Origin of the sequence: uncultured Microbulbifer sp., assembly GCF_947489355.1 — a bacterium.
Classification (GTDB): Bacteria; Pseudomonadota; Gammaproteobacteria; order Pseudomonadales; family Cellvibrionaceae; genus Microbulbifer.
Window position 1 is genome coordinate 133274 of the sequence record NZ_CANLDD010000002.1, and the last position, 22527, is coordinate 155800.

The 22527-nt window shown below is 53.7% G+C and carries 17 protein-coding genes and 1 tRNA gene; 4 read left to right on the forward strand and 14 right to left on the reverse strand.

All coding sequences use genetic code 11. From position 1 onward, the window contains the following. Positions 1-44: 44 nt before the first annotated feature. Positions 45-827: a hydroxyacylglutathione hydrolase gene (gene gloB, locus Q1A48_RS02590; protein ID WP_299940772.1), complete on the forward strand. Its 783-nt coding sequence runs from the start codon at positions 45-47 to the stop codon at positions 825-827. Between the two features lie 370 nt (positions 828-1197). Further along, entirely contained in the window at positions 1198-2757 is a 1560-nt protein-coding gene (locus Q1A48_RS02595; RefSeq protein ID WP_299940775.1) for a LysM peptidoglycan-binding domain-containing protein, read from the forward strand. Between the two features lie 97 nt (positions 2758-2854). Here Q1A48_RS02595 and Q1A48_RS02600 read toward each other — a convergent pair whose 3' ends face one another. The 11 genes from Q1A48_RS02600 to Q1A48_RS02650 all read right to left on the reverse strand — a co-directional run bounded on the left by Q1A48_RS02600 (position 2855) and on the right by Q1A48_RS02650 (position 18317). Then, positions 2855-4738, reverse strand: a complete 1884-nt coding sequence (locus Q1A48_RS02600; protein ID WP_299940778.1) for a SurA N-terminal domain-containing protein — start codon at positions 4736-4738, stop codon at positions 2855-2857. 121 nt (positions 4739-4859) lie between these two features. Then, positions 4860-5132 (reverse strand): HU family DNA-binding protein, encoded by a 273-nt coding sequence (locus tag Q1A48_RS02605; protein WP_299940781.1) that lies wholly within the window; start codon positions 5130-5132, stop codon positions 4860-4862. Between the two features lie 259 nt (positions 5133-5391). Further along, on the reverse strand, positions 5392-7797 hold the full coding sequence (gene lon / locus Q1A48_RS02610) for an endopeptidase La (RefSeq protein ID WP_299940783.1): 2406 nt from the start codon (positions 7795-7797) through the stop codon (positions 5392-5394). A 275-nt stretch (positions 7798-8072) separates the two neighbouring features. Next, on the reverse strand, positions 8073-9362 hold the full coding sequence (gene clpX, locus Q1A48_RS02615; protein WP_299940786.1) for an ATP-dependent Clp protease ATP-binding subunit ClpX: 1290 nt from the start codon (positions 9360-9362) through the stop codon (positions 8073-8075). A 165-nt stretch (positions 9363-9527) separates the two neighbouring features. Beyond that, positions 9528-10169, reverse strand: coding sequence for an ATP-dependent Clp endopeptidase proteolytic subunit ClpP (gene clpP / locus Q1A48_RS02620; protein ID WP_299940789.1), 642 nt, complete (start codon positions 10167-10169; stop codon positions 9528-9530). 188 nt (positions 10170-10357) lie between these two features. Then, a complete protein-coding gene (tig, locus tag Q1A48_RS02625) occupies positions 10358-11668 on the reverse strand; it encodes a trigger factor (protein WP_299940791.1) in 1311 nt (436 codons plus the stop codon). A gap of 191 nt (positions 11669-11859) precedes the next feature. Next, positions 11860-11944 (reverse strand) — tRNA-Leu (locus Q1A48_RS02630). Between the two features lie 179 nt (positions 11945-12123). Beyond that, the gene (gene fadA, locus Q1A48_RS02635) at positions 12124-13299 is read right to left on the reverse strand and encodes an acetyl-CoA C-acyltransferase FadA (RefSeq protein WP_299940794.1); all 1176 of its coding nucleotides are present in this window, start codon (positions 13297-13299) and stop codon (positions 12124-12126) included. 11 nt (positions 13300-13310) lie between these two features. After that, complete coding sequence (fadB, locus tag Q1A48_RS02640; RefSeq protein WP_299940796.1) at positions 13311-15467, reverse strand: fatty acid oxidation complex subunit alpha FadB; 2157 nt, start codon at positions 15465-15467, stop codon at positions 13311-13313. Between the two features lie 255 nt (positions 15468-15722). After that, positions 15723-16373: a helix-turn-helix domain-containing protein gene (locus Q1A48_RS02645; RefSeq protein WP_299940798.1), complete on the reverse strand. Its 651-nt coding sequence runs from the start codon at positions 16371-16373 to the stop codon at positions 15723-15725. 87 nt (positions 16374-16460) lie between these two features. Beyond that, a complete protein-coding gene (locus tag Q1A48_RS02650; protein ID WP_299940801.1) occupies positions 16461-18317 on the reverse strand; it encodes a beta-ketoacyl synthase in 1857 nt (618 codons plus the stop codon). Positions 18318-18457: 140 nt separating this feature from the next. Between Q1A48_RS02650 and Q1A48_RS02655 the strand changes: the two genes are divergently transcribed. Continuing rightward, complete coding sequence (locus tag Q1A48_RS02655) at positions 18458-19444, forward strand: helix-turn-helix domain-containing protein (RefSeq protein WP_299940805.1); 987 nt, start codon at positions 18458-18460, stop codon at positions 19442-19444. Here the strand turns inward: Q1A48_RS02655 and Q1A48_RS02660 are convergent. After that, a complete protein-coding gene (locus tag Q1A48_RS02660; protein ID WP_299940807.1) occupies positions 19424-20077 on the reverse strand; it encodes a class I SAM-dependent methyltransferase in 654 nt (217 codons plus the stop codon). The two genes, Q1A48_RS02655 and Q1A48_RS02660, sit on opposite strands and share 21 nt — an antisense overlap. 9 nt (positions 20078-20086) lie before the next feature. Continuing rightward, complete coding sequence (locus tag Q1A48_RS02665) at positions 20087-20554, reverse strand: Hsp20 family protein (protein ID WP_299940810.1); 468 nt, start codon at positions 20552-20554, stop codon at positions 20087-20089. A gap of 171 nt (positions 20555-20725) precedes the next feature. Between Q1A48_RS02665 and thpR the strand changes: the two genes are divergently transcribed. Next, positions 20726-21295 (forward strand): RNA 2',3'-cyclic phosphodiesterase, encoded by a 570-nt coding sequence (gene thpR / locus Q1A48_RS02670; protein WP_299940813.1) that lies wholly within the window; start codon positions 20726-20728, stop codon positions 21293-21295. A gap of 16 nt (positions 21296-21311) precedes the next feature. On the opposite strand, the gene Q1A48_RS02675 is transcribed toward thpR, so the two are convergent. After that, complete coding sequence (locus Q1A48_RS02675) at positions 21312-22301, reverse strand: hypothetical protein (RefSeq protein ID WP_299940816.1); 990 nt, start codon at positions 22299-22301, stop codon at positions 21312-21314. Positions 22302-22527 lie beyond the last annotated feature (226 nt).

The window sequence follows — 22527 nt, forward strand, 5'->3', positions numbered from 1 at the left end:
CTACATGGTATCGTTTCACTATCCACTTGGCAGGCAGGGCCGAAATGCTCTCAATATCCCCTATACCCGCATTCAGCGACAACTATATATGGCATCTCCAACAAGGCGATGAACACTGGGTTGTGGACCCCGGAGAGGCCGATCCGGTTATTAAAGCCCTCCAGGGCGCTTCGCTAAACGGTATTCTCATTACCCATCATCACCCGGATCATACCGGCGGTATTGCCCCACTGGTTAAAAAGTATCAATGCCCGGTCCTTGGCCCCGCATCCATTGCGGGAGTGACAACCCCACTGACAGGAGGCGGTGTAGTAACCGTGCTGGGCATGCCCCTTGGAGTCTGCGATATACCGGGCCACACTTTGGACCACCTGGCACTGATCCTGCGGGAACCTGTATCCGGCAGCTCTGTGCAGACCCATCTGTTTTGCGGTGATACACTGTTTGCCGCTGGTTGTGGCCGCCTGTTTGAAGGCACCCCGGAACAGATGTTCCATTCCCTGGCGAAACTGAGTGCGCTGGACGCCACTACCCGGGTCTACTGCGCTCATGAATACACACTGGACAATCTGCATTTCGCCAATACCGTCGAGCCGGGAAACACAGCCATAGCTCAGCGGCTCGCCAGCTGCCAGGCGCTCAGGGATGCGAACGAGCCCACACTCCCCTCCACCATCGCCCTGGAACTGGCGACCAACCCCTTTCTGCGCTGTAAAGTGCCCGAGGTAATGAAAAGCGCAGCGCGCCACGCGGGGCACCCTAATCCCTCAACTCTGGATCAAGTCGCCCTATTTGCACTCTTGCGCGAATGGAAAGACCACTTCTAGAGAAATAGTCATCGGCTAGACTTTTATCGCTCATTCTACTTCTAGGCGAAGCTTTCAATTGCCGGGGGAACACGGCTCAGAAAGGCTCATCATCGGCGTAATCGGGTATAAACCCCAGCAATACAGCTCCGCACACGGACACTGATACTTCAAGGACGACCATCAAATGGCCATTTCAATACCCGCTTACTTGTCAGTTAGAAAGTACCACAAAGCACCTGTATATTTTATGGTCACCCTCATTGACCGAAACTATTTAGGCTATTTAGAATCACATGGATATGATCAAATGCTCAGTATCACCAAAAAATAAGTGCCCCGGCGCAATCTTGGCGGGGAATTAAAAGCAGTACGCACGGATATACCAAACATGGTTCACAAGAATTTTGCCATGGCATTGCTGGCAGCCACGGTCGGGGCCTGTTCGCAAATACCAAATAAAGATACCCCTCCCGAACGCGAAAGCATTCCGGCACAAGAAACCTCTAATGCACTGAACACGGATACGCCCACCTTGGTAGCCACTGAAGAGCCACTGCCACTGGAGGATATGTGGGATCGCCTGCGTAGGGGATTTCAGCTCAACCACCATACTGGCGACCCCAAGGTACAGGACTACATCGCTTATTTTTCCCGCAACGAAGGCTATATGGCGCGTGTTACCCAACGCGCCCGCCGTTATATTTTCCATGTTACCGAGGCATTGGATCAGGCAAATATGCCGCTGGAACTGGCTCTGTTGCCAATCGTTGAGAGCGCCTACGATCCCTTTGCCTATTCCCACGCCCGAGCCTCCGGTATGTGGCAGTTTATTCCCTCTACCGGCCGTTCGTTGGGCCTGCAACAGAACTGGTGGTACGACGGGCGCCGCGATATCCACGAATCCACCCACGCTGCGGTCAAATACTTTAATTACCTGTCCGAGCGTTTCGACGGCGATTGGGAGTTGGTTTTGGCGGCCTACAATTCCGGCGAGGGCACTGTGCGCAGGGCCATTGAACGCAACCGGCGCAAGGGGCTGGGTACCAGCTTCTGGGAACTCAAACTGCCGCGGGAAACCAGGCACTATATCCCCCAGCTTCTGGCCCTGGCAGAGGTTGTATCGCGCCCGGAGCATTATAAGGTGCCATTGCACGACGTAGCAGACCAACCCTACTATGCCCGTGTAGATGTCGGCAGCCAGATCGACCTGGCCCAGGCTGCGGATCTGGCCGAGATCGAAATCGAGGAGTTGTACCTGCTCAATCCCGGCTACAATCGCTGGGCAACAGACCCCAACGGCAATCACCAGTTACTGATTCCCATCGACAAACAGGAGCAGTTTGAAAGCGCCCTGAAGCTGCTGCCGGAGGATCAACGGGTAACCTGGCAACAGTACACCATCGTTCGGGGCGATACGCTCTCCACCATTGCACGGGATTACCAGACGACCGTATCGGCGATTCGCGAGGCCAACAAGCTTCGCAACAACAAGATCCGTGCTGGCAAAACCCTGCTGATCCCCAGCGCATCCGGCCCTGCCGGGCACTATGCCTATGCCCTTGACCAGCGTGTGAGGCACCGCCAGTCCCAGGGGCACGGACAAAAGACCCACTATACTGTTAAACCCGGCGACAGTCTCTGGGCCATTGCCCGCAGGTTGAAGGTAAGCGTAAAAACACTGGCCAGTTGGAACAACATGGCCCCCAGCGATACCCTGCGTCCCGGGCGCGTACTGGTTTCTTATGACAGCACTCCGGACAAGAACAACCGCACCACCCGCAAGGTCTCCTATAAAGTGAGAAGCGGTGACTCCCTCTATCGGATAGCCAGCAAATTCAGCCTGCGAATCGATGATATTTTGCGCTGGAACAAGCTGACCAAATCAAAATATTTGCAACCCGGCCAGCGATTGACCCTGTTTGTGGATAGCGCCGGTCAAACGCGCTGAAAACCTTTCTGAGCCAACCGCTTGAATGGTTTAGGCGGCTCCTGATAACAAAAAACCCGACAAAATGCCGGGTTTTTTACTGCCTATTACAACCCGGTTACTCACCGCTATCGAAAAGCTCGACCTTGGCCTGATCCGAAAGGTAGCGCTGCACTGCCGCCAATTCAGCACCGCCATTGACCGAGGCCAACTGCTGCATCAGTGCCTGACGCTGCTCTTTGTTTTGCTGTGACAAACTGCCTGGGCGGACAGCGCGCAGCTTGAGAACCACCTGGTCTCCATTGTCGGTGGCAAATACCGCTAAGGCACCCTCGCCCGCCGAAGGTGCTGAGAGTGAGAAGGCTTTGTTGTTAATTTCGCCGCGCTCACCGAAGCCCCCGCGGCGGGTCTTATCACTGGTCTCAAAGGTCAGCTCCTGCTCTTGGGCAAGCTTTGCAAAGTCTTCTCCCCCGCTCAGCTTTTCTTTCAGCACTTGTGCCTGCTGCACAAGCTGCGCGCTGGCTTTGTCGCGCTTCAGGCGCTCAACGATTTGCTCGCGAACTTCTTCCAGCGGGTAAGTACCGGCTGCCTTGGACTCGGTCACACGCAGCACTAACGAGTGCTCATTGGTCAGGTTCAGCACATCGGAGGTATTGCCGTCTTCCTTCACCTCAGGAGAGAAAGCGGCATCGATCACTTGGCTGTTTGCCAGTACACCGGTGCCGCCGGTGCGGGAAAAGAGATCACTGCTTTGTAAGGACACACCCAACTCCTCGGCCGGGCCAGAGAGTTCGTCGGCGTTATAGACCAGATCGGCCAACCGGCTCAGGGCATCAACAAACTCCCGCTCTGCAGCGGCACTGCGCAGTTGGCTTTCAATCGCACCTTTACGCTCTACAAAAGTAGGGGGTTCGCTCTCTTCAACTTCCAGCAGCTTGATAAAGTGGGTGCCGCTATCGGTAGTTACCGGAGACGATACCTGCCCCACTTCCAGAGAGGCTAGTGCCTCCTCGAAAGTCTTGGGAAAGACATCGCCGGTGGTGAAACCGAGATCACCGCCCTCTTCCCGGGAACCGATATCATCGGAATAAGCCTTTGCCAACTGGGCAAAGTCCTCACCGGCGTTCAGCTTGCCCTGGATCTCAGCTATTTTCTCCTGGCTGGCATCTTCCAGCAGGATATGGGCAGCATGGCGGCGACGCTCAGCGCCAAAACTGGCTACCTCCTGATCATATTGAGCACGCACATCCTCTTCGGAGATATCGATATTGGCGGCAAATACGCTAGGCGTCAGCTCGATATACTCAACAGCCACCTGCTCGGGACGCTGGTACTGACCCTGATTCTCCTGATAGTACTGCGCCACCTCCCCGTCACTGATCTCAATCCCAGTCAACAGCGCTTGTACAGGCATCACCACGTAATCGAAGTCGCGCTCCTCCATAGAAGCCGCAACAATTTGCTTGGCATCCGCCTCTGTAGTAAAAGCGCTTCCGGTGACGCTGTCTGCATACTGCTGCAAGGCCAGATCGCTTTCGATAACCTGGGGGAAGTTCGCCGTGCTATAACCCATGCGGCGCAAAGCGTCACGATAGAGTTGCGGGTCAAAATTACCGTTCACCTGAAACGCAGGGATATCTGTAATGGCTTTGTTCACAGCTGTCGTGCTCATCACCATGCCGCTACTCTGGGCAGCTTGGCGCAGTACAGCGCTGGAAACCAATTGGCGCAACACAGGTTCGCGCAACTGTTGATCGCTAATAAGATCCGCAGGCACATTTTCGCCATATTGGCTCATGATCATATTACGGCGATTTTGGATTGCGCGTTGCAAATCCAGATTGGTAATCTTCTCGCCATTGACCTCGGCAACCGCATCGGCAGCACCGCCACTGGCCCCGGCGAAAAAGTCGATGCCACCAATAACCATAATAAAACCGAAAAAGGCCGCAAGGATAATTGCCGCTGTACCTTTCAGGTTGTCGCGCATGGACTGAAGCATGCTCAGCTCCAAAAGTTGAGTCTGTTATTTGACTGTGCAGATAGAAAAAAGGCGCATCCGAGCTGACACGCCTGTTGGAAGCTCCGATGCTTTTACAAAGCCCGGAAGATCACTGACACACTCAGTTTACGGCGTCCTTCAGGGCTTTACCGGCCTTGAAGCTGGGAATTTTTGCCGCAGCAATTTCAATTGGATCCCCCGTGCGCGGATTGCGACCGGTACGGGCCGCGCGCTCTTTAACCGCGAAGGTACCAAAGCCCACCAAGGCAACCTGATCGCCCTTCTTAAGCGCATCAGTAATGCTATCGACCATTGCCTCCAAAGCACGACCTGCAGCTGCTTTTGGAATATCTGCAGATGCGGCAATTGCTTCAATCAATTCGGACTTGTTCACGCTTAATCCCTCTGTTCTTTTCAATATGCTTCGGATACCCTCAGGTTGGGCACCCTTAGTTGTAACTTTTTGACCACCAACCACTCACATGTCGGGCAGCAAGCCTTGTTTTATACCAACTGCCCGGTAACGGGTCAAGGAACCATGGGGGTTTCCAGTTGACCGGGTAATCCCCAGCCAGCTGAATCTCACTTACCGGTTATATTTTGGTCTTAAAAATTGTTTCGAGGTGACAAAAGCCACCCCGCACAACAGTGGTTTAGTGGGTCTGGAATGAGCGCTGAGAGCGCTCCTCAGCCTGCTTTTGTAAGGCAGAGTATTCCTCATCCGATAGGGATTCCGGTTTGTGCTCAAGTGCCAGCTCGAGTACCCGATCGATCCATTTAACGGGTTTCACCACCAGATCCTGAAGGATATTGTCGGGAATATCTTTTAGGTCCCGCTCGTTATCCGCAGGAATCAGTACAGTTTTGATACCGCCTCTGTGTGCCGCCAACAACTTTTCCTTGAGACCACCGATGCGCAGCACCTCTCCGCGCAAAGTGATTTCACCCGTCATCGCAACCTCTGAGCGTACCGGGATATTAGTCAGCACAGAAACCAGTGCAGTGCACATGGCAATACCTGCCGATGGGCCGTCTTTAGGCGTAGCGCCTTCCGGTACATGGATATGGATATCCCGTGTCTCGTGGAAGTCGGGCCCTATTCCAAGTGCCTGAGCACGCGAGCGAACCACCGTCAGAGCGGCCTGGATCGACTCCTGCATCACATCGCCAAGGGAACCGGTTTTGATCATGCGCCCCTTACCGGGTACCGCGGATGCCTCAATATTGAGTAGCTCACCACCCACCTCGGTCCAGGCAAGGCCGGTAACAATACCGATTTTGTTTTCCTCTTCTGCACGACCAAAGTCAAACTTGCGCACACCCAGTAACTCTTCCAGTTCCTTGGGTTTCACCACCGCCTTTCTATCCGACGGATTGCGCACATGTTCAGTGACAATCTTGCGGCAAATCTTGGCGATTTCCCGATCCAACCCGCGCACTCCTGCTTCACGGGTGTAGTAGCGGACTATGTCTCGGATCGTATCATCGGACAGTGCCAGCTCATCCTCTTTGAGGCCATTCGCTTTGCGCTGCTTGGGTACCAGATAGCGCTGGGCAATATTGAGCTTTTCATCTTCGGTGTAACCGGGTAAACGTATTACCTCCATGCGGTCGAGCAGGGGACCCGGAATATGCATGGAGTTTGAGGTACACACAAACATCACATCGGAGAGGTCATAGTCCACCTCCAGATAATGGTCGTTAAAGCTCTTGTTCTGTTCCGGGTCCAGCACTTCCAGCAGTGCCGATGCGGGATCTCCGCGCTGGTCCATACCCATTTTGTCTACTTCATCGAGCAGAAACAGGGGGTTCTTCACACCAGCTTTGGAGATTTTCTGTATCAGCTTACCCGGTAGTGAGCCAATGTAAGTGCGACGGTGTCCACGAATTTCTGCCTCGTCACGCACCCCGCCCAAGGCCATACGCACATACCGGCGGTTGGTGGCGCGGGCGATAGATTGTCCCAGGGAGGTTTTACCAACCCCGGGCGGACCCACCAGACACAGGATCGGGCCTTTCACTTTTTTAACGCGCTTCTGCACCGCAAGATATTCGAGTATGCGTTCTTTAACTTCCTCCAGTCCGTAGTGATCTCTCTCCAGGATCTCTTCGGCCTTCTTCAGGTCATGCCGTACCCGACTGCCTTTTTTCCAGGGCAGGCTCAGCATCCAATCGATATAGCTGCGCAGCACCGATGCCTCCGCAGACATCGGCGACATCATTTTCATTTTGGCCAACTCTGCGCGGGTTTTCTTTTCCGCTTCAGCGCTCATGCCAGCATCGCTGATTTTATTTTCCAGCTCTTCAATTTCATTGGGCTCTTCACTAATTTCACCCAACTCTTTTTGAATGGCTTTCATCTGCTCATTCAGATAATACTCGCGCTGGCTTTTCTCCATCTGTTTTTTCACGCGGCCACGAATTCGCTTCTCAACCTGAATCAAGTCAATTTCAGAATCCATCAAACCGAGCAAGTGTTCAAGGCGCTCTTTGACACTGGCCGTTTCCAAAAGCTCCTGCTTCTGCGCGAGCTCCAGAGACATATGGGCTGAAATGGTGTCCGCCAGCCGACCCGGCTCATCAATCCCCGCCAGCGATGTAATCACCTCATTGGGTACTTTCTTGCTGACAGAAACGTACTGCTCAAACTGAGCCATCACCGAGCGCACCAGGGCTTCCGCTTCTCCCTCCGGCAGTTCCAGCGTCTCCATGGGCTCTATGCGAGCCTCAAAGTGGTTTTCAAGCGTCTCAACACCGAGGATATTGACTCTCTCCCCTCCCTCCACGAGCACTTTTACAGTGCCGTCGGGAAGTTTGAGAAGCTGTAGAACACTGGCGATTGTGCCTATCCGGTAGATGTCCTCAGCGCCGGGATCATCTTCCGATGCCTTTCTCTGCGCTACGAGCAGCACTTGCTTATCCCTGCGCATAGCCTCTTCAAGGGCTTTTATGGACTTCTCCCGGCCGACAAACAGCGGGATTACCATATGCGGGTAAACAACGACATCCCGCAATGGCAACAATGGATATGCAAGTGTAGTGTCGGATGACTGATCCATAGAACTCCTCTCAGCCCTATCACTGGGTATTTGCCACAGCACCATGCTGCTGCAAAGAATGGCAGCTTGAGTTGGAGTGCCGCCTTTCAGTTACAAGAAATGGGGGGGAATCGCCCCGAATACAAGTCTAATCTCGCCTTCAATCTGTGCCGACTTCAAATGCACCGCAGAAAACTATTCTCTATATGCTTTGAAAAAAGGGCTACAATCCTGTCATTGATAAAAAATAGCTATAAAAAAACCCCGCTATGGGGTTTTACCTGGCACATTGAGCGCTATTCTTCCGGCACCGCCTTTTGTTGCGGCTTGGTTTCGTTCTCGTAAACCAGCAGGGGCGCCGACTCCCCTCTGATGACCGGCTCATCAATAACCACCTTGGCGACGTTATCCGCAGAGGGAATATCGTACATGGTTTCCAGCAATACCGATTCCATGATAGAGCGCAATCCGCGCGCACCGGTCTTGCGCTCCATGGCCTTGGTCGCCACTGCATCCAAGGCGTCCGGACGGAAGTCCAACTCCACATTTTCCATCTCGAAGAGCTTTGCGTACTGTTTGGTCAATGCATTGCGGGGCTCGGTGAGAATCTGCACCAGAGCCTCCCGATCGAGTTCTTCAAGTGTGGCCGTCACCGGCAGGCGGCCTACAAACTCGGGGATCAAACCGTAACGAACCAGATCTTCCGGCTCCAGGCCCTTTACTATTTCCCCAAAATTACTCTTGTCATCGCTTGACTTCACTTCGGCACTGAATCCGATTCCGCCCTTCTCTGAACGATCACGGATCACCTTGTCCAGACCCGCAAAGGCACCGCCACAAATGAACAGGATGTTGGCGGTGTCCACCTGGAGAAATTCCTGCTGGGGATGCTTGCGCCCGCCCTGGGGGGGCACTGAAGCCACGGTTCCCTCAATCAACTTCAGCAGTGCCTGTTGCACGCCTTCACCGGATACGTCACGGGTGATAGAGGGGTTGTCAGATTTACGGGAAATCTTGTCGATTTCATCAATATAAACGATACCCTGCTGGGCCTTTTCGACATCGTAGTCGCATTTCTGCAACAGTTTCTGGATAATATTTTCGACATCTTCACCCACATAGCCAGCTTCAGTGAGCGTAGTCGCATCCGCGATGGTAAAAGGCACGTTGAGCAGCCGCGCGAGCGTCTCGGCCAATAGGGTTTTACCACTGCCAGTGGGACCTACCAGCAGGATATTCGACTTGCTGAGTTCGACTTCATCCTTGCCCTTCACACCAGTTTTGCTGCGCAGGCGCTTATAATGATTGTAAACTGCCACCGCCAACACGCGTTTGGCCCTCTCCTGCCCTACCACATACTGATCAAGGATTTCGGTGATTTCACGTGGAGTGGGCAGGCGCCCTTCCGGGCCTTCCGCAGTTTCCTGGACCTCTTCGCGAATAATGTCAGTGCACAGTTCGACACATTCATCACAGATAAAGACGGACGGCCCGGCGATTAATTTCCGCACTTCCTGTTGGCTCTTGCCACAGAAGGAGCAGTACAACAACTTGCCACTGTCTTCACCGCTGCTTTTGTCGGTCATCAAAATACTCCGTGGTCACTGCCCGGCCAGGGCCCTCTCAGATATAAGTATTCCAGCAAGGTGCTCCCTTTTGGCGTCATTTTCAAGCCCTTTTACCGAGGTATACGACTCGAAAGAATGCACCAATGAAAGATAACGCCTCTGACAAATTTCCAGTTGCAATCACTATTTATCCAGTGCCTGACGACGTGACAATACTTCGTCTACCAGGCCATACTCTCTGGCTTCATCAGCGCTGAGGAAATGATCGCGCTCCGTATCCCGTTCAATATCGCTGACTGGGCGTCCCGAATGATGTGCCATCAACTCATTCAAACGGTGGCGAATTTTCAGGATTTCCTGGGCTTGAATATGAATATCACTGGCCTGCCCCTGAGCACCGCCACTCGGCTGGTGAATCATCACGCGAGAATTAGGAGTCACAAATCGCTTGCCAACAGCCCCGGAGGTCAAGAGAAAAGCTCCCATGCTACAGGCTTGGCCAATACACATGGTGCTCACATCCGGCTTGATAAACTGCATTGTATCGTAAATTGACATACCCGCAGTCACAGAACCACCGGGAGAATTAATATAGAGATGGATATCCTTGTCAGGATTTTCAGCCTCCAGGAACAACAGCTGAGCAACCACCAGATTGGCCATATGGTCTTCAACCGGCCCAACGAGGAAAATAACCCGCTCCTTGAGCAAGCGGGAGTAGATGTCAAACGATCGCTCCCCCCTGGCAGTTTGCTCCACCACTACGGGCACCAAACCAGTTGCTGAAGGGTCAATAGAGGCTTGGGGAAAATCAATTCGTGCCATAGGTACCATTGCTTCCTTTTGTGGCGTATTCCACGGGTCAGCATACAGGTGACTGTCACCGATGCTGAAAAATTCGGTTTTCAGAGCTTAACCGGTCAGGCGGGATAAAGCCAGCCGGCACAAGGGGAAGGAGATGCAACAGTGCCCCACCGAAGCAGGGCCGCGTATCCCTGTGGAGGAGTTAAAATTTAGCTCTTTTGCGGCTTGATGACCTCATCGTAGCTACTTTCAACATCCTCCAGTTTGGCAGAAACCAGTATGAAATCGACTACCTGGTCTTCCAAAGCGACAGACTCTACACCCGTCAACAGTTCGCGGTTGCTGTAATAGTAGTCAACCACCTCTTCCGGCTGCTGGTAAGTGGAGGCCAATTCCTCGACTTTCGCTTTCACGCGCTCTGCGTCCACAGTCAGGTCATTTTGCTTGACAATCTCACCCACCACGAGCCCAAGGACCACCCGACGCCTGGCCTGTTCTTCAAACATGGTGTCCGGCAACATACGCTCAGCATCCTCGACCTTAACCTGACCACCGAATTGCTGGATCATTTGGGCGCGGAGGGTTTTGATTTCACCAGTCACCAACGCGGCAGGCAGCTCTAGTTGATGTTTTTCGAACAACTGATCCATGACCTGGGTCTTCACTTTGTTCAATGCAGCGTTCTTAAGCTCCCGCTCCATATTGCTGCACACTTCCTCACGGAACTTCTCTTCCCCGCCGCCCTCCACGCCGTACGCTTCGAAAAACGCATCATCCAATTCAGGCAATTCAGGCAATTCAGCGGAGTTCACTTTGATGTGAAACGTTACCGCAGCACTGCGCAGCGCTTCATCCTGGTAGTCTGCGGGAAAGGTCAAATCGACATCCCTCTCTTCCCCCGGCTTCATTCCCAGGATGCCATCTTCAAAACCTGGGATCATCTGCCCTGAACCCAACACCAACTGCTCACCTTTGGCTTCACCACCCTCAAACACTTCACCGTCCTTTCGACCAATGAAATCGATGCTGACACGGTCTCCCATTTGGGCTTTACGCTTGGTATCTTTCCAGGTGGACTGTTGCTTTCGCAATACGTCAATCATATTGTCGATGTCAGCGCTGGAAACTGCTGCAATCGGCCGCTCAATGCTAATCTCAGCGAGGTCGGTCAAGGCTACTTGGGGATAAACCTCAAAAGTGGCAACATATTCGAGATTTTTCCCCGCGGCAGTTTCCTTTGCCTCAATACTCGGCTGACCGGCAGGCTTCAATTGTTCTTTCTCAACAGCCTCCTGGAAAGAGCGACTCATCACCTCGCCTAGCACCTCCTGGCGAACACCGGCGCCAAAGCGCTGGCGCACCAGCTTCAAAGGCACCTTGCCTTTGCGAAAACCGTTTACGCGAACAGTTTTGGCGGCCTGCTGGAGACGCTTGTCCACCTCTCTATCGACGATTTCCGCCGGTAAATTAACCGTTAAACGGCGCTCCAGACCAGAAGTAGTTTCGATGGAAACCTGCATGTTTATCCTCGTGAGACTCTCTCTTTATATCGCGCCACAGCGCCAACGAATACCGGGCGCCGGAGACTCAACCGGCCACCTCGCATGGCATCTCCAGTGAACTTACAAAGCAAATTCCCACCCATGCCAGATGCAAGAAGCCCGCACCCACCCATTCGGAGCAGATCCGGCGGACTTCAGGACTCTTGATTTGGTGGGGACGGGGAGACTCGAACTCCCACACCTCTCGGCACCAGAACCTAAATCTGGCGTGTCTACCAATTTCACCACGTCCCCGGAATAGCTTCGTTGCTAACCCTTTGATATTTATAAACTTTCGCACTAAAACAAAAGGCTAACGCAGCAAGGAGCGAGATTGTGCCACAGCGGTTTAAAGGCTTCAACAACTTGCCGGATACTAAGCCCACAAAATTAAAAAAGGCGTCTTGACGACGCCTTTTCAGAGCAGAAGGGGTTTATACCCGCTCTAGAATCGTGGTAATACCCTGTCCCAGCCCGATACACATGGTTGAAACACCGAGGTTTCCACCCTCGTTCTGCAAAACGGATAGCAGGGTGCCGGTGATACGCACGCCGGAACAGCCAAAAGGGTGGCCCAGAGCGATAGCACCGCCGTACAGATTGACCTTTTCGTCCATTTTTTTGAGCAGGCCAAGATCCTTCAACACCGGCAGCGCCTGGGCTGCAAATGCCTCATTCAGCTCAACCTTGTCGATATCATTGATACTGAGGCCAGCACGCTTCAGTGCCTTGTTGGTGGAAGGCACAGGGCCATACCCCATGATGGAAGGGTCAACGCCAGCCAGGGCCATCTCCTTCACACGGGCAATCGGGATCATACCCAGAGCCTCCGCACGCTCTGCCGACATGACCAGCATTACGGAGGCGCCGTCGGTGATCTGGGACGAAGTCCCCGCTGTCACCTGGCCGTGCTTGGGATCGAACGCCGGCTTCAACTGTGCGAGACCTTCCACGGTGGTGTCCGGCCGAATGGTCTGATCGGTCTCCACCATAGAAGGTACGCCGTCATCGTCATGACCTTCAATGGCAATAATCTCGCGATTGAACTTGCCGGCTCGGGTCGCTTCTGCGGCACGCTGATGAGAGCGGGCACCGAACTCATCCATTTGCCGACGTTGGATGCCGTGCATCATTGCCAGGTATTCAGCGGTCATGCCCATGGAACCTGCTGCCTTGGCCATATAGCGACCCAGCATCGGGTTGGGGCTGACATGCTCCATCATATTCAGGTGGCCCATGTGCTCTACCCCCCCCACCACATACACATCGCCTACACCCGCCTGGATATTGGCCGCGGCAGTGTGCAGCGAGGACATGGAGGAGCCACACAGGCGGTTGACTGTCTGCGCCGGTATGGTATGGGGCAGTCCGGCGCGCAGCAGGATAAAGCGTGCCACGTTGAAGCCCTGCTCGTCCCGCTGCATCACACAACCCCAGATCAAATCATCAATCTCCGCAGGATCCAGTTTGTCGTTGCGTTGCAGGAACTTCTTCAGCAGTTCCGCGGACATATCGTCGGCGCGCACATGGCGATAGACGCCATTTTTCGAACGCCCCATGGCCGTACGCGCATAGTCAACAATTACGGCATCTCTAGGATTTAAACCCATCGCTATTCTCCTTACTTGTTGCCGTAGTAGGTTTCGCCACTTGCGGCCATTTCACGCATGCGCTCGGTGGGTTTGTACAGCTCGCCCAGCTCTGCATACTTATCGGCTATTTTCACGAACTCATCCAAACCGATCGTGTCCAGCCAGGCAAAAATACCACCGCGGAAAGGCGGGAAACCGACACCGTAAATAAGTGCCATATCCGCTTCAGCCGGGGAGCTGACAATACCTTCCTCAAGGCAGCGGGCCAGCTCAGTCGCCATAGGCACCATCATGCGTTCAACAATCTCATCGCGCTCGAATTCACGACACTCGGCGACATGGGGCTTAAGCAGATCGTAAGATTCTCTGGTAGCCACTTTCTTGGGCCTGCCCTTCTTATCCTGTTCATAATTATAAAAGCCCTTTTCATTCTTCTGGCCGTAGCGACCGGCCTGGTACATCACATCGGAAGCGGCAGTGAAGGTTTTACCCATCCGATCCGGGAAGCCCTCCGCCATAACACTTTCCGCATGCACACCGGTATCAATACCCACAACATCCATCAGATAAGCCGGACCCATCGGCCACCCCCAGCGTTCCATCACCTTGTCGATGGACTGGAAGTCGGCACCGTCGCGCACCAGCAATGAAAAACCCGCAAAATACGGAAAAAGCACGCGGTTTACGAGGAATCCAGGGCAGTCGCGTACAACGATGGCTTTTTTACCCATCTTATTCGCGTAAGCAACCACCCGTGCAACCGCCTCATCAGAAGTCTTGTCTGCGCGAATAACCTCCACCAGCGGCATCTTGTGTACCGGGTTAAAGAAGTGCATGCCCAAGAAGTTTTCCGGACGGGATAATGGCTCAGCCAAGTGGTTGATGGAGATTGTGGAAGTGTTAGATGCAATCACGGTATCTTCGCCGACTTTGGTCTCCACTTCCTTTAAAACCGAGTGCTTTACTTTCGGGTTTTCAACAACCGCTTCTACCACTACATCGACATTGTCAAACCCATCGTAACTCAAAGTCGGCTCGATGCGATTGAGGACCTCACCCATTTTTTCCGCAGTGAGACGCTTGCGTTCAACCAGTTTGGACAGCAGTTTATTGGCTTCATTCAGGCCGAGGTCGATACCTGCCTGATCGATGTCTTTCATCTTGATGGGCGTGCCTCTGTAGGCAGATTGGTAGGCAATACCTCCACCCATGATACCCGCACCCAGGACTGCCGCGCGCTCGACTGGCTTATCCGCCTTCTTCTCCCAGCGCTTGGCTGCTTTGCTAACTGCCTGGTCGTTCAGGAAGAGGCCTACCAGTGACTTGGCAGTGCCCGTTTGGGCACAGAAGATAAACTTTTCCTGCTCGATTTTCAGCGCTTCGTCGCGGGTTAACTTGTAGCCCTGCTCTATGGATTCAACCGCAGCAACCGGAGACGGGTAGTTTTTACCCGCCTGCTGACCAATAAATGCCTTGGTGGTATAGAAAGCCATCAGAGCTTCGGTGTCATTCAGCGGAATTGGAGATTTTTTAACCTCACGACCGGCTTTGTACTCCAGTGTTCCGTCAATCGCGCGCTCGAGCAGTTTAAGTGCTGCGCTTTTTAATTTGTCGGTCGGCACCACTGCATCCACGGCATGAACTTCAAGCGCCGCAGCGGGCTTTTGGTCTTTCCCTGCAGCAATCCACTCGGCCGCCACATCGACACCCAAAAGGCGGGGCAATCGCACGGTGCCACCCCACCCGGGGATCAGACCCAGCTTGACTTCAGGCAGGCCAACCTTGGCCTCTTCACCCATTACACGGAAATCACAACCGAGGCATACCTCAAACCCCCCACCCAGTGCATACCCATTGATCGCGACTGCGGTGGGTACCGGCAAATCTTCCAGGCGGTTGATGTTTTCATGATTCTGGCTCATCAGATCAGCAACACCCTCTGCACCGGCGGAGAAGGCACTGCCAAATTCGGTGATATCGGCACCGACGATGAAGACACTCTTGCCACTGGTAAGCAGCACTCCCTTAACGCCTTCCGCTGCCTCGATAGCATCCAGCGCTTGGGAAAACTCAGAAACCGTCTGACGATTAAACTTGTTGACGGATTCGCCTTGCAGGTCGAACTTAAGCTCAACGATGCCGTTGTCCAGCATCTGCACCGTAAGCGCTTTGCCATTAAATAACATTGATTGACCTCTTTTATTCTGGGCCGCAATCCTGGGCCCGGGGTCGAAATTTTATGCAACCTTGGGCCCCGCCGCTGGGTGCGGTGACACTTGGACCCAATACGGTCAGCCGTAGTATATCCAGATTCAAACAATTGTTTGAATACTATTTCTTACAAATGGAGTGGCGTCAACAGCGCCCAAACACAGAAAGCGGCCAGCTCAAAACACCAGCCGGGAATCAAAACCGCGAGCGCTTATCCCGGATTTGCCCGATTAATCAGCAGGTTGGCACAATTTATCCCCTATGCGCTCAGCCTCCAGCCCTGGGAAGGGGCTGTATAGGCGGGGAGGCATGGGGATCGTGGCGCTGACGACGATGCAGTCATTTTGCCCCCGATTGCGGAATCGATGCGGCCGCCTGCCACTGAAATAGTAACCGTCCCCCACTCTCAGTAGCGCCGAGTCAACGCCGATAGTGACCTCCAACTCGCCAGCAACCACGATACCCCCCACTTCGCCATCAGCGATAGACAGGCTGGATGCAGAGTCCTGGCCAACCGGAAATACCTTGCGCAGTATGGACATTGAACGCCCCGCTCGGTGCCCGCCGAGAAGCTGGCAGCGGACCCGCCCGGTGCCAATATCCGGCATTTCACGGGCACGAAAGAAAACCTGGCCAGGCTCGCCGAGTTGCAGAGAAAAAAATTCGGCCAGTGACATGGGGACACTGCCCAATATTTTTTCAAGGGAGCCAATGGATGGGCTGACACGCCCCTGCTCAATAAAGGATATAGCGGCGTTGGTCACACCCGCCCGCCGCGCCAATTCTCTTTGGGATAGACCGTAGATTTTGCGCACCAGTTTTAGGCGCACACCCACATCACTACTATCCTTCGACTCATGGCATACTTCCGTATCCACCATTTTACTTCCTGTAAATAAGGGGGTTATCAATCCCTGCTGCAGCCCGACACCTCAAACTGCTTAAAACACGGGGCGACCACCTCTTCCCTACACCATATCCTCAAAAGGATTACTCTTGGGAAGTTTTACCGTTGGGAAGCCCGGCAGGGTTACCGCATCGGTCGATAAGCGTATCTCGCGCTCGTCCACAAGCGCCTCGCCAAACTTGTAAATAGTGTCCAACTCTCCACGGCAGGCACGATTATCGTAGGCAGCAGCCTTCTCAACAACCGCATCATTACTTTTTCTGTAAGCTTCAACAAGCCTCGTGCCGTGGCGTCGCTCAATCATGGAACGTGTCAGGTGAGGCGATAAAACAAGCGCAGTAGCATTATTGCCGCCAAAGCCCTTAGAGTTGAGCAGTGCCAGATCAAGGGTGCTCGGATCTCGTTCGACATGCGCCAGGGAAATATTGAGATTCTTACAATGAACATCGTCAGCCAACCGGTCTACAGTGACAATCCCCGGCAAGATACCCCTCTGAAAGATACCCAGTGCAGTAATCAACTGATCACCGCTAGCTGCGGCAACAGTATGCCCGACATAGGCTTTGACTGCGCACACCGGCCAGCGATCAATACCGAAAGTGGCGGCTAACCGGTCGAGAATAGCCGACTCTGTCACACGGTTTTGCGGCGTACTTGAACCATGGGCCTGCACAAAACTGCGCCTTTGCAGACTTTCCTTGCCGGCAATGGCCTCAGCTTGCGCCAATGCCTTTGCCACAGTCAAGTAGTTGCCTGGGCCCGGGGCTGAAATGGATTTCTTATTACCATCGGCATTGGTAAAGACCCCGGCGACTGAACCGTGGATATTCGCACCCAACTCCAGTGCCAGAGAATCGTCCATCAGGATAGCCCACTGGGTCCCCTCTCCCAGCGTAAATCCACAATTTTCCCCAAAGGGACGACTGGTACGCCGAAGGTCCAGCGCCCCGGGAAACAACCTGCGCAGGTTGTCGATCGTCGCCAGAGCCCCCATGGTCGAATAGCCATCCACCACCTCTGGCACGAAAGGCGCCTCAGCGGCACCGATAATGGCGACTCTGGCGCGCCCATAGCGAATATCCTCCACCCCGGCACGCAAGTTATACAGGTAGCTGGCGCAGGCACCAGCCACGGCGCCAGTGGATCCCACATTACCCAACACATAAGCATTGACAAAATCCGCCGGCATACTGTTCAGACCGAGCGCTAACTGCTTGGAGGTGACCCGTGATCCACGCAAGCGGGACTGTAATAGTCCCCCATTCCCAAAAGGATCCAATTGACTCATTGCCGAAGAGGCGTAGACCGAAATATTGTCCGGCCCCGCCGCAGCCACTACCCTTTCCCAATCGACCCCCATAGACTGCACCGCATCGGAAGCCCCGAGCACTGCCAGTTGTAAGCCACGGGGATGAAAGCGCGAATTGTACTGCTCACCAGGCTCGAAGCCGGTGGGCAACTGGCCACCCGAGGCAACGGGAATTTCCCGATAACTATCCAGCATTACCGAGAGGCTCGCGGTGGTCACCCGCACCTTGCCCCCCCCGGCAGCCTCCACTTGCCACCCATCCGGCAAAGGGTGCGGTAACTGCCGTGCTGACATTTCAAACGTCAGGCCACTGGCATCGCTCAAATTCGCTGCCTGATGGAAATGGCAATTGCGGTAATCGTAAAAGCGCTCCTCGAGTTCCCGTACCAGGGTGCCTTGCAATACGCGGCGCTCAAGATCGGGCCCTAAAGGACCACTGGCAGCGGTACCGGTGCGCAATCCCATCAACGCAGCCAAATCGGACAGCGTCTCGATGCGCTCCTTCCGGCTAAGCCTGTCCAGCACTAGGCGGGCGTAACCCCGGTGAAAGGAGCTACGCCCCGCAGGGTTAAAGCCGCCAAATGCGGTAATTACGGGAAGGCGCTGCATCCTGACCTCCAGCCAAATGTTAAAAACTACAAGAATTGATAGCGGGAAGTGTAGGGGGTGGCGATTCTGCCCAGTTATGGGCATACTGGCCAAAAAAATTGAGTGTTTTGGCCAATGGCGCAAGTACGTTTAGATTTCTAATGCGAACAGTTACCTTTATCCTAATCGATCAGATGCTGGCAACCAGCACGGTTCTTCCCCTCGAAATGCTACGTGGCGCCGAGAGTCGCGCCCGCCTGGAAAGCAAGAGTGCACCCCTGCGCCTGGTTACCGCCAGTCTTGATGGAAGCCCGGTAAATACCCGCTGCGGCTTCGCTTTGAAGCCCGATGTCGCCCTGTGCGATGCACCGGACAGCGACCTTATCTATATTCCAGCCCTGTGGCGAAATCCACGACCCACACTAAAGCGTAGCGAACAACTCTTGAAATGGCTTCGGGCCCAGGCGGCATCGGGGGCTGTGATCAACGCAGTGGGCACCGGCGTTTGCTTTCTTGCGGAAGCAGGCCTACTGAACGGTAAACCAGCCACGACGCACTGGCACTATTTTGAACAGTTCAGCTCGGATTACCCGGAGGTCAAACTCAAGCGACAGTATTTTATTACTCAGGCGAACAGACTTTTCTGCGCCGCGAGTATTAATGCCCTGGCGGATATCACAGTGCATATGATTCGCCAGCTCTATGGGCCCACCGTGGCCAGCCATGTAGAACGCAACTTTTCCCACGAGATCCGGCGCCCCTTCAAGGAGATTGCCTACTCGGAAGGGGCTGTGCAACTGCATCCAGACGAAGACATTGTGCAAGCACAGGCATGGCTGAAAGAGCACTGCAATACAGAAGTACGCCTGAGCGATGTCGCGAAAATATTTGATATGAGCGTACGCTCGTTTAACCGACGCTTCAAGCTGGCTGCCGGACAGACACCTCTGCAGTATTTGCAGAATGTTCGTGTGGATATGGCCCGGGAGCTTTTGCAGTCAAGCAATTTGTCCGTCAATGAGGTTGCGGAAAAAGTTGGCTATCAGGACATGGGGCACTTTACAGCACTTTTTAAAAAATTCCTCGCTACCACCCCGAGCGAATACCGCACCACAGTCAGGGCGAAATTATTCCGTGTAAACACCTGACTTGCGCAGGAAAAACACATCGCTGTCAACAAACTGCAGGTCGGCCTCTAACGTCTGCGCCAACCACCGGAATGTTCTGGCACTGAAAAAGCCGATGTGTGTCGGGTCCCGGATATAGTGCCACTTGGCAAAACGCTCTGCAGAGATAACGGGCTTTGTCATTAACGCCATGATGCCACCGCCTCGCAGCCTCTGCCACAAATTCAGTAGTTCGGCGCCCGGCTCGGCAAGATGCTCCACAACTTCTGTGGCTACAATAAAATCATATTCCTTTGCCAACGCATCGGTCGCAGGAAGATAAAAACGGTCATACAACTCAACCCTATGTCCACCCTCGGCCAACATGTTAGCCAGCAACGGTGCTGGGCCACACCCAAAATCCAATCCTTTGCTTTTAGCCTGCAGGGCGCTTAAAAGAGGAACAGCACAGCGGCTGAGGAAACGACGATACCCATTGTCCTCCATGGAGTTTTCATGCAGGTTATAATAGGCCAGCTCCCCAGCGGGAGAAAGGTGGAATTCAGGCGGGACAAATACCAGTGCGCAGCGATTACATTGGTAATAGCTGCGAAATGTATCGCGGTGGTAAAACTGTACCGTCGTGTGGCGGCACAGTGAACATTGATAGAGCAAATCAGGCGGCTATTGTGCCGGATTTTTTTCGCTTTCTGCATGCTGAAGCAGACTGCTGTCGCCAATTTCAATTTTGCGCGGCTTCATCGCCTCGGGAATTTCCCGCATCAATTCAATATGCAACAACCCATTCTCAAGCTTCGCATCGGTTACCTTGACATGATCGGCCAACTGAAAGCGACGCTCAAAATTTCGCGCGGCGATTCCGCGATGCAAAAAATTCCTTTGTGCAGTTTCTTCCGGTTTTTTGCCGCTCACAACAAGGCGGTTTTGCTCGACGTGAATGTCCAGTTCTGACTGCTCAAAACCGGCTACAGCCATGCTGATTCTGTAACTGTCCTCGCCCGTTAGCTCAATATCGTAAGGGGGATAAGCCGGCTGCTTCTGCTCACCGGAAGTCATGGCATCCAGCAGACTGGCCATGCGGTCAAAGCCAATTGCAGAACGATACAGAGGGGTAAAATCAAAGTTACGCATTGTTATATCCTCAATTCAGAGCAATATTAAATTCCGCTCGCCTATGAGCCCGAGCGTCTACGCGGATGGCACTTTCAGCAGTCAGCTACCATCCACAATGAGAATATATGGGCACAAAAATGGGATTCAAGGGCCAGGGCGGGAAATAACATGTCAAAAATGAGGATCAGGATGGACAAAGCAACCACCCGGCTGTTTATAGGCATTCGCCCCTGCTGTCCGTCACAGGTTTTTTTTGATGAATTGGTCCGCCATTGCAGGACCGGAATCTGGCACAAGCAACCCGATCAAACTCACTGGACCAGCCCGCGTGATCGGCACTTGACACTCGCATTTCTGGGAGACACGCCAGACCATGTGATCCCCTTTATAGAGGAGGGCCTGGCGAATATTGCACGAACCGCATGCAGCGCTACGGGGCACCTCTTTTCCCTGAGCCCCTTCCCGGCACAAAACGCCAACGCATTGGCAGTAGAACTTATAGGCGACCCGAACCTGCAAAAACTCCATGAACGCTGCCGACAACTCATTATTGACTTGGGCATGGCGCCGGAACGGCGCAGTTATCGACCGCATATCACCTTGGCGCGGCGCAAAGGAGGGTTTCGCGGGCTTGTGCCGCTACACCTGGATTATTCAATGCTTCTGGATAATATCACCCTATACAAAAGCGTTCCGGTACCGGGCTGTCGCCACTACCACCGGCTATTTGAAACCCTCCTGCGCGGGATACCGTTATAGTAAGGCTTATCTACACCTAGTTCAGCGTTGCGAGGGCATATTCGGGGTACATGACCAGCCGGGGTCGGGAGAGCCGACGCGCATCAAAAATAAACACATAGCGGGTATTGTCATCTTCCGCCGGAACGGTCCGGCGAAACTTCCAGGAATTGATTTTATAGGTTTGCCTGCCTGCATCGACAATCATCACCAAGCGGTATTGATCTTTCCCCAGGAACTCAAACGGCAGGCGTTTACCACCGGAGGATTTCAATTCCAGGCTGTTGAACGTCTGCTTGTTCTCACCGCTCTTATCCGCCAGCAATTTGCGCAAGCGCTCTTGCTCGCGCTGTACGTAAGCCAGTAATTCCGAATCCACTTCGCGCTCAGCCGCAACCGGTACAGGGTCAGGCATAATCTCTGGTTTTGGTGCTTCCTGAAGGGCCGCGGTCTTGAGTTCGGGCTTATCCAACCGGGCAGCATTTTTCGCCAGGGCAGCCCTCCGCTCGGATTCTTCGGCCTGGGCGAGCATGGCATTCACCACTTGGTTTACGGTTTCTTGCTGTGCCGAAATCCTGGCCCTGGTCTGCGTGATGGCATGCTCCTCCTCTGCCAGCTTAGCCCGCATCGCCCCGTGGTTTACCTGAATAAATTTGAGACGACGGGTACGGCTGTCAACGCCTCGCTCGGCCATGTCAAAACTGTGTTTTGCCTTGGCCAGCTGGCGTTGTGTATCCAGATTGGGGCTGGAATCGTGATTCCGTTGCGCCTTATCCAATTCCTGGCGGCTTTCTTCGTACTTCTGGTGGAGGCTGTCGAGAGACTCCCTGGCGCGCTCTAGCTTGTATTCATAGGAGAGAAGCTCGTTTTCAATATCCTCCTGTGCCACCAGCTTGTTCTCGAGAGACTGCTCCAGTCGCGCCAGTCGGTTCTTTTCCACCATCAGGGTTGGCTGTGACTGAGCCGCAGCTCCGTCAAAAACTACCAAGCCCGCCAAAAATAGCAGACAGTATCGCTTTACCGCCATTTATCAGAACCTATTTACCGATTTCATATTACTTGTAAGATAAAAGCGCAGAGCTTGTTTTTTGTACAAAACCCCGAAACTACTGCGCGATACTGACAATCTTACGCGGGCCTCAGCTTGTGGGCAATGACCTTGCATCCACTTGGTGTACCGATTTGGTCAATGCGTCCGATTGAGTGCGGCAAATCAAGAAAAAGGTACGTTATTAAAGTTTAAGTGACAATTT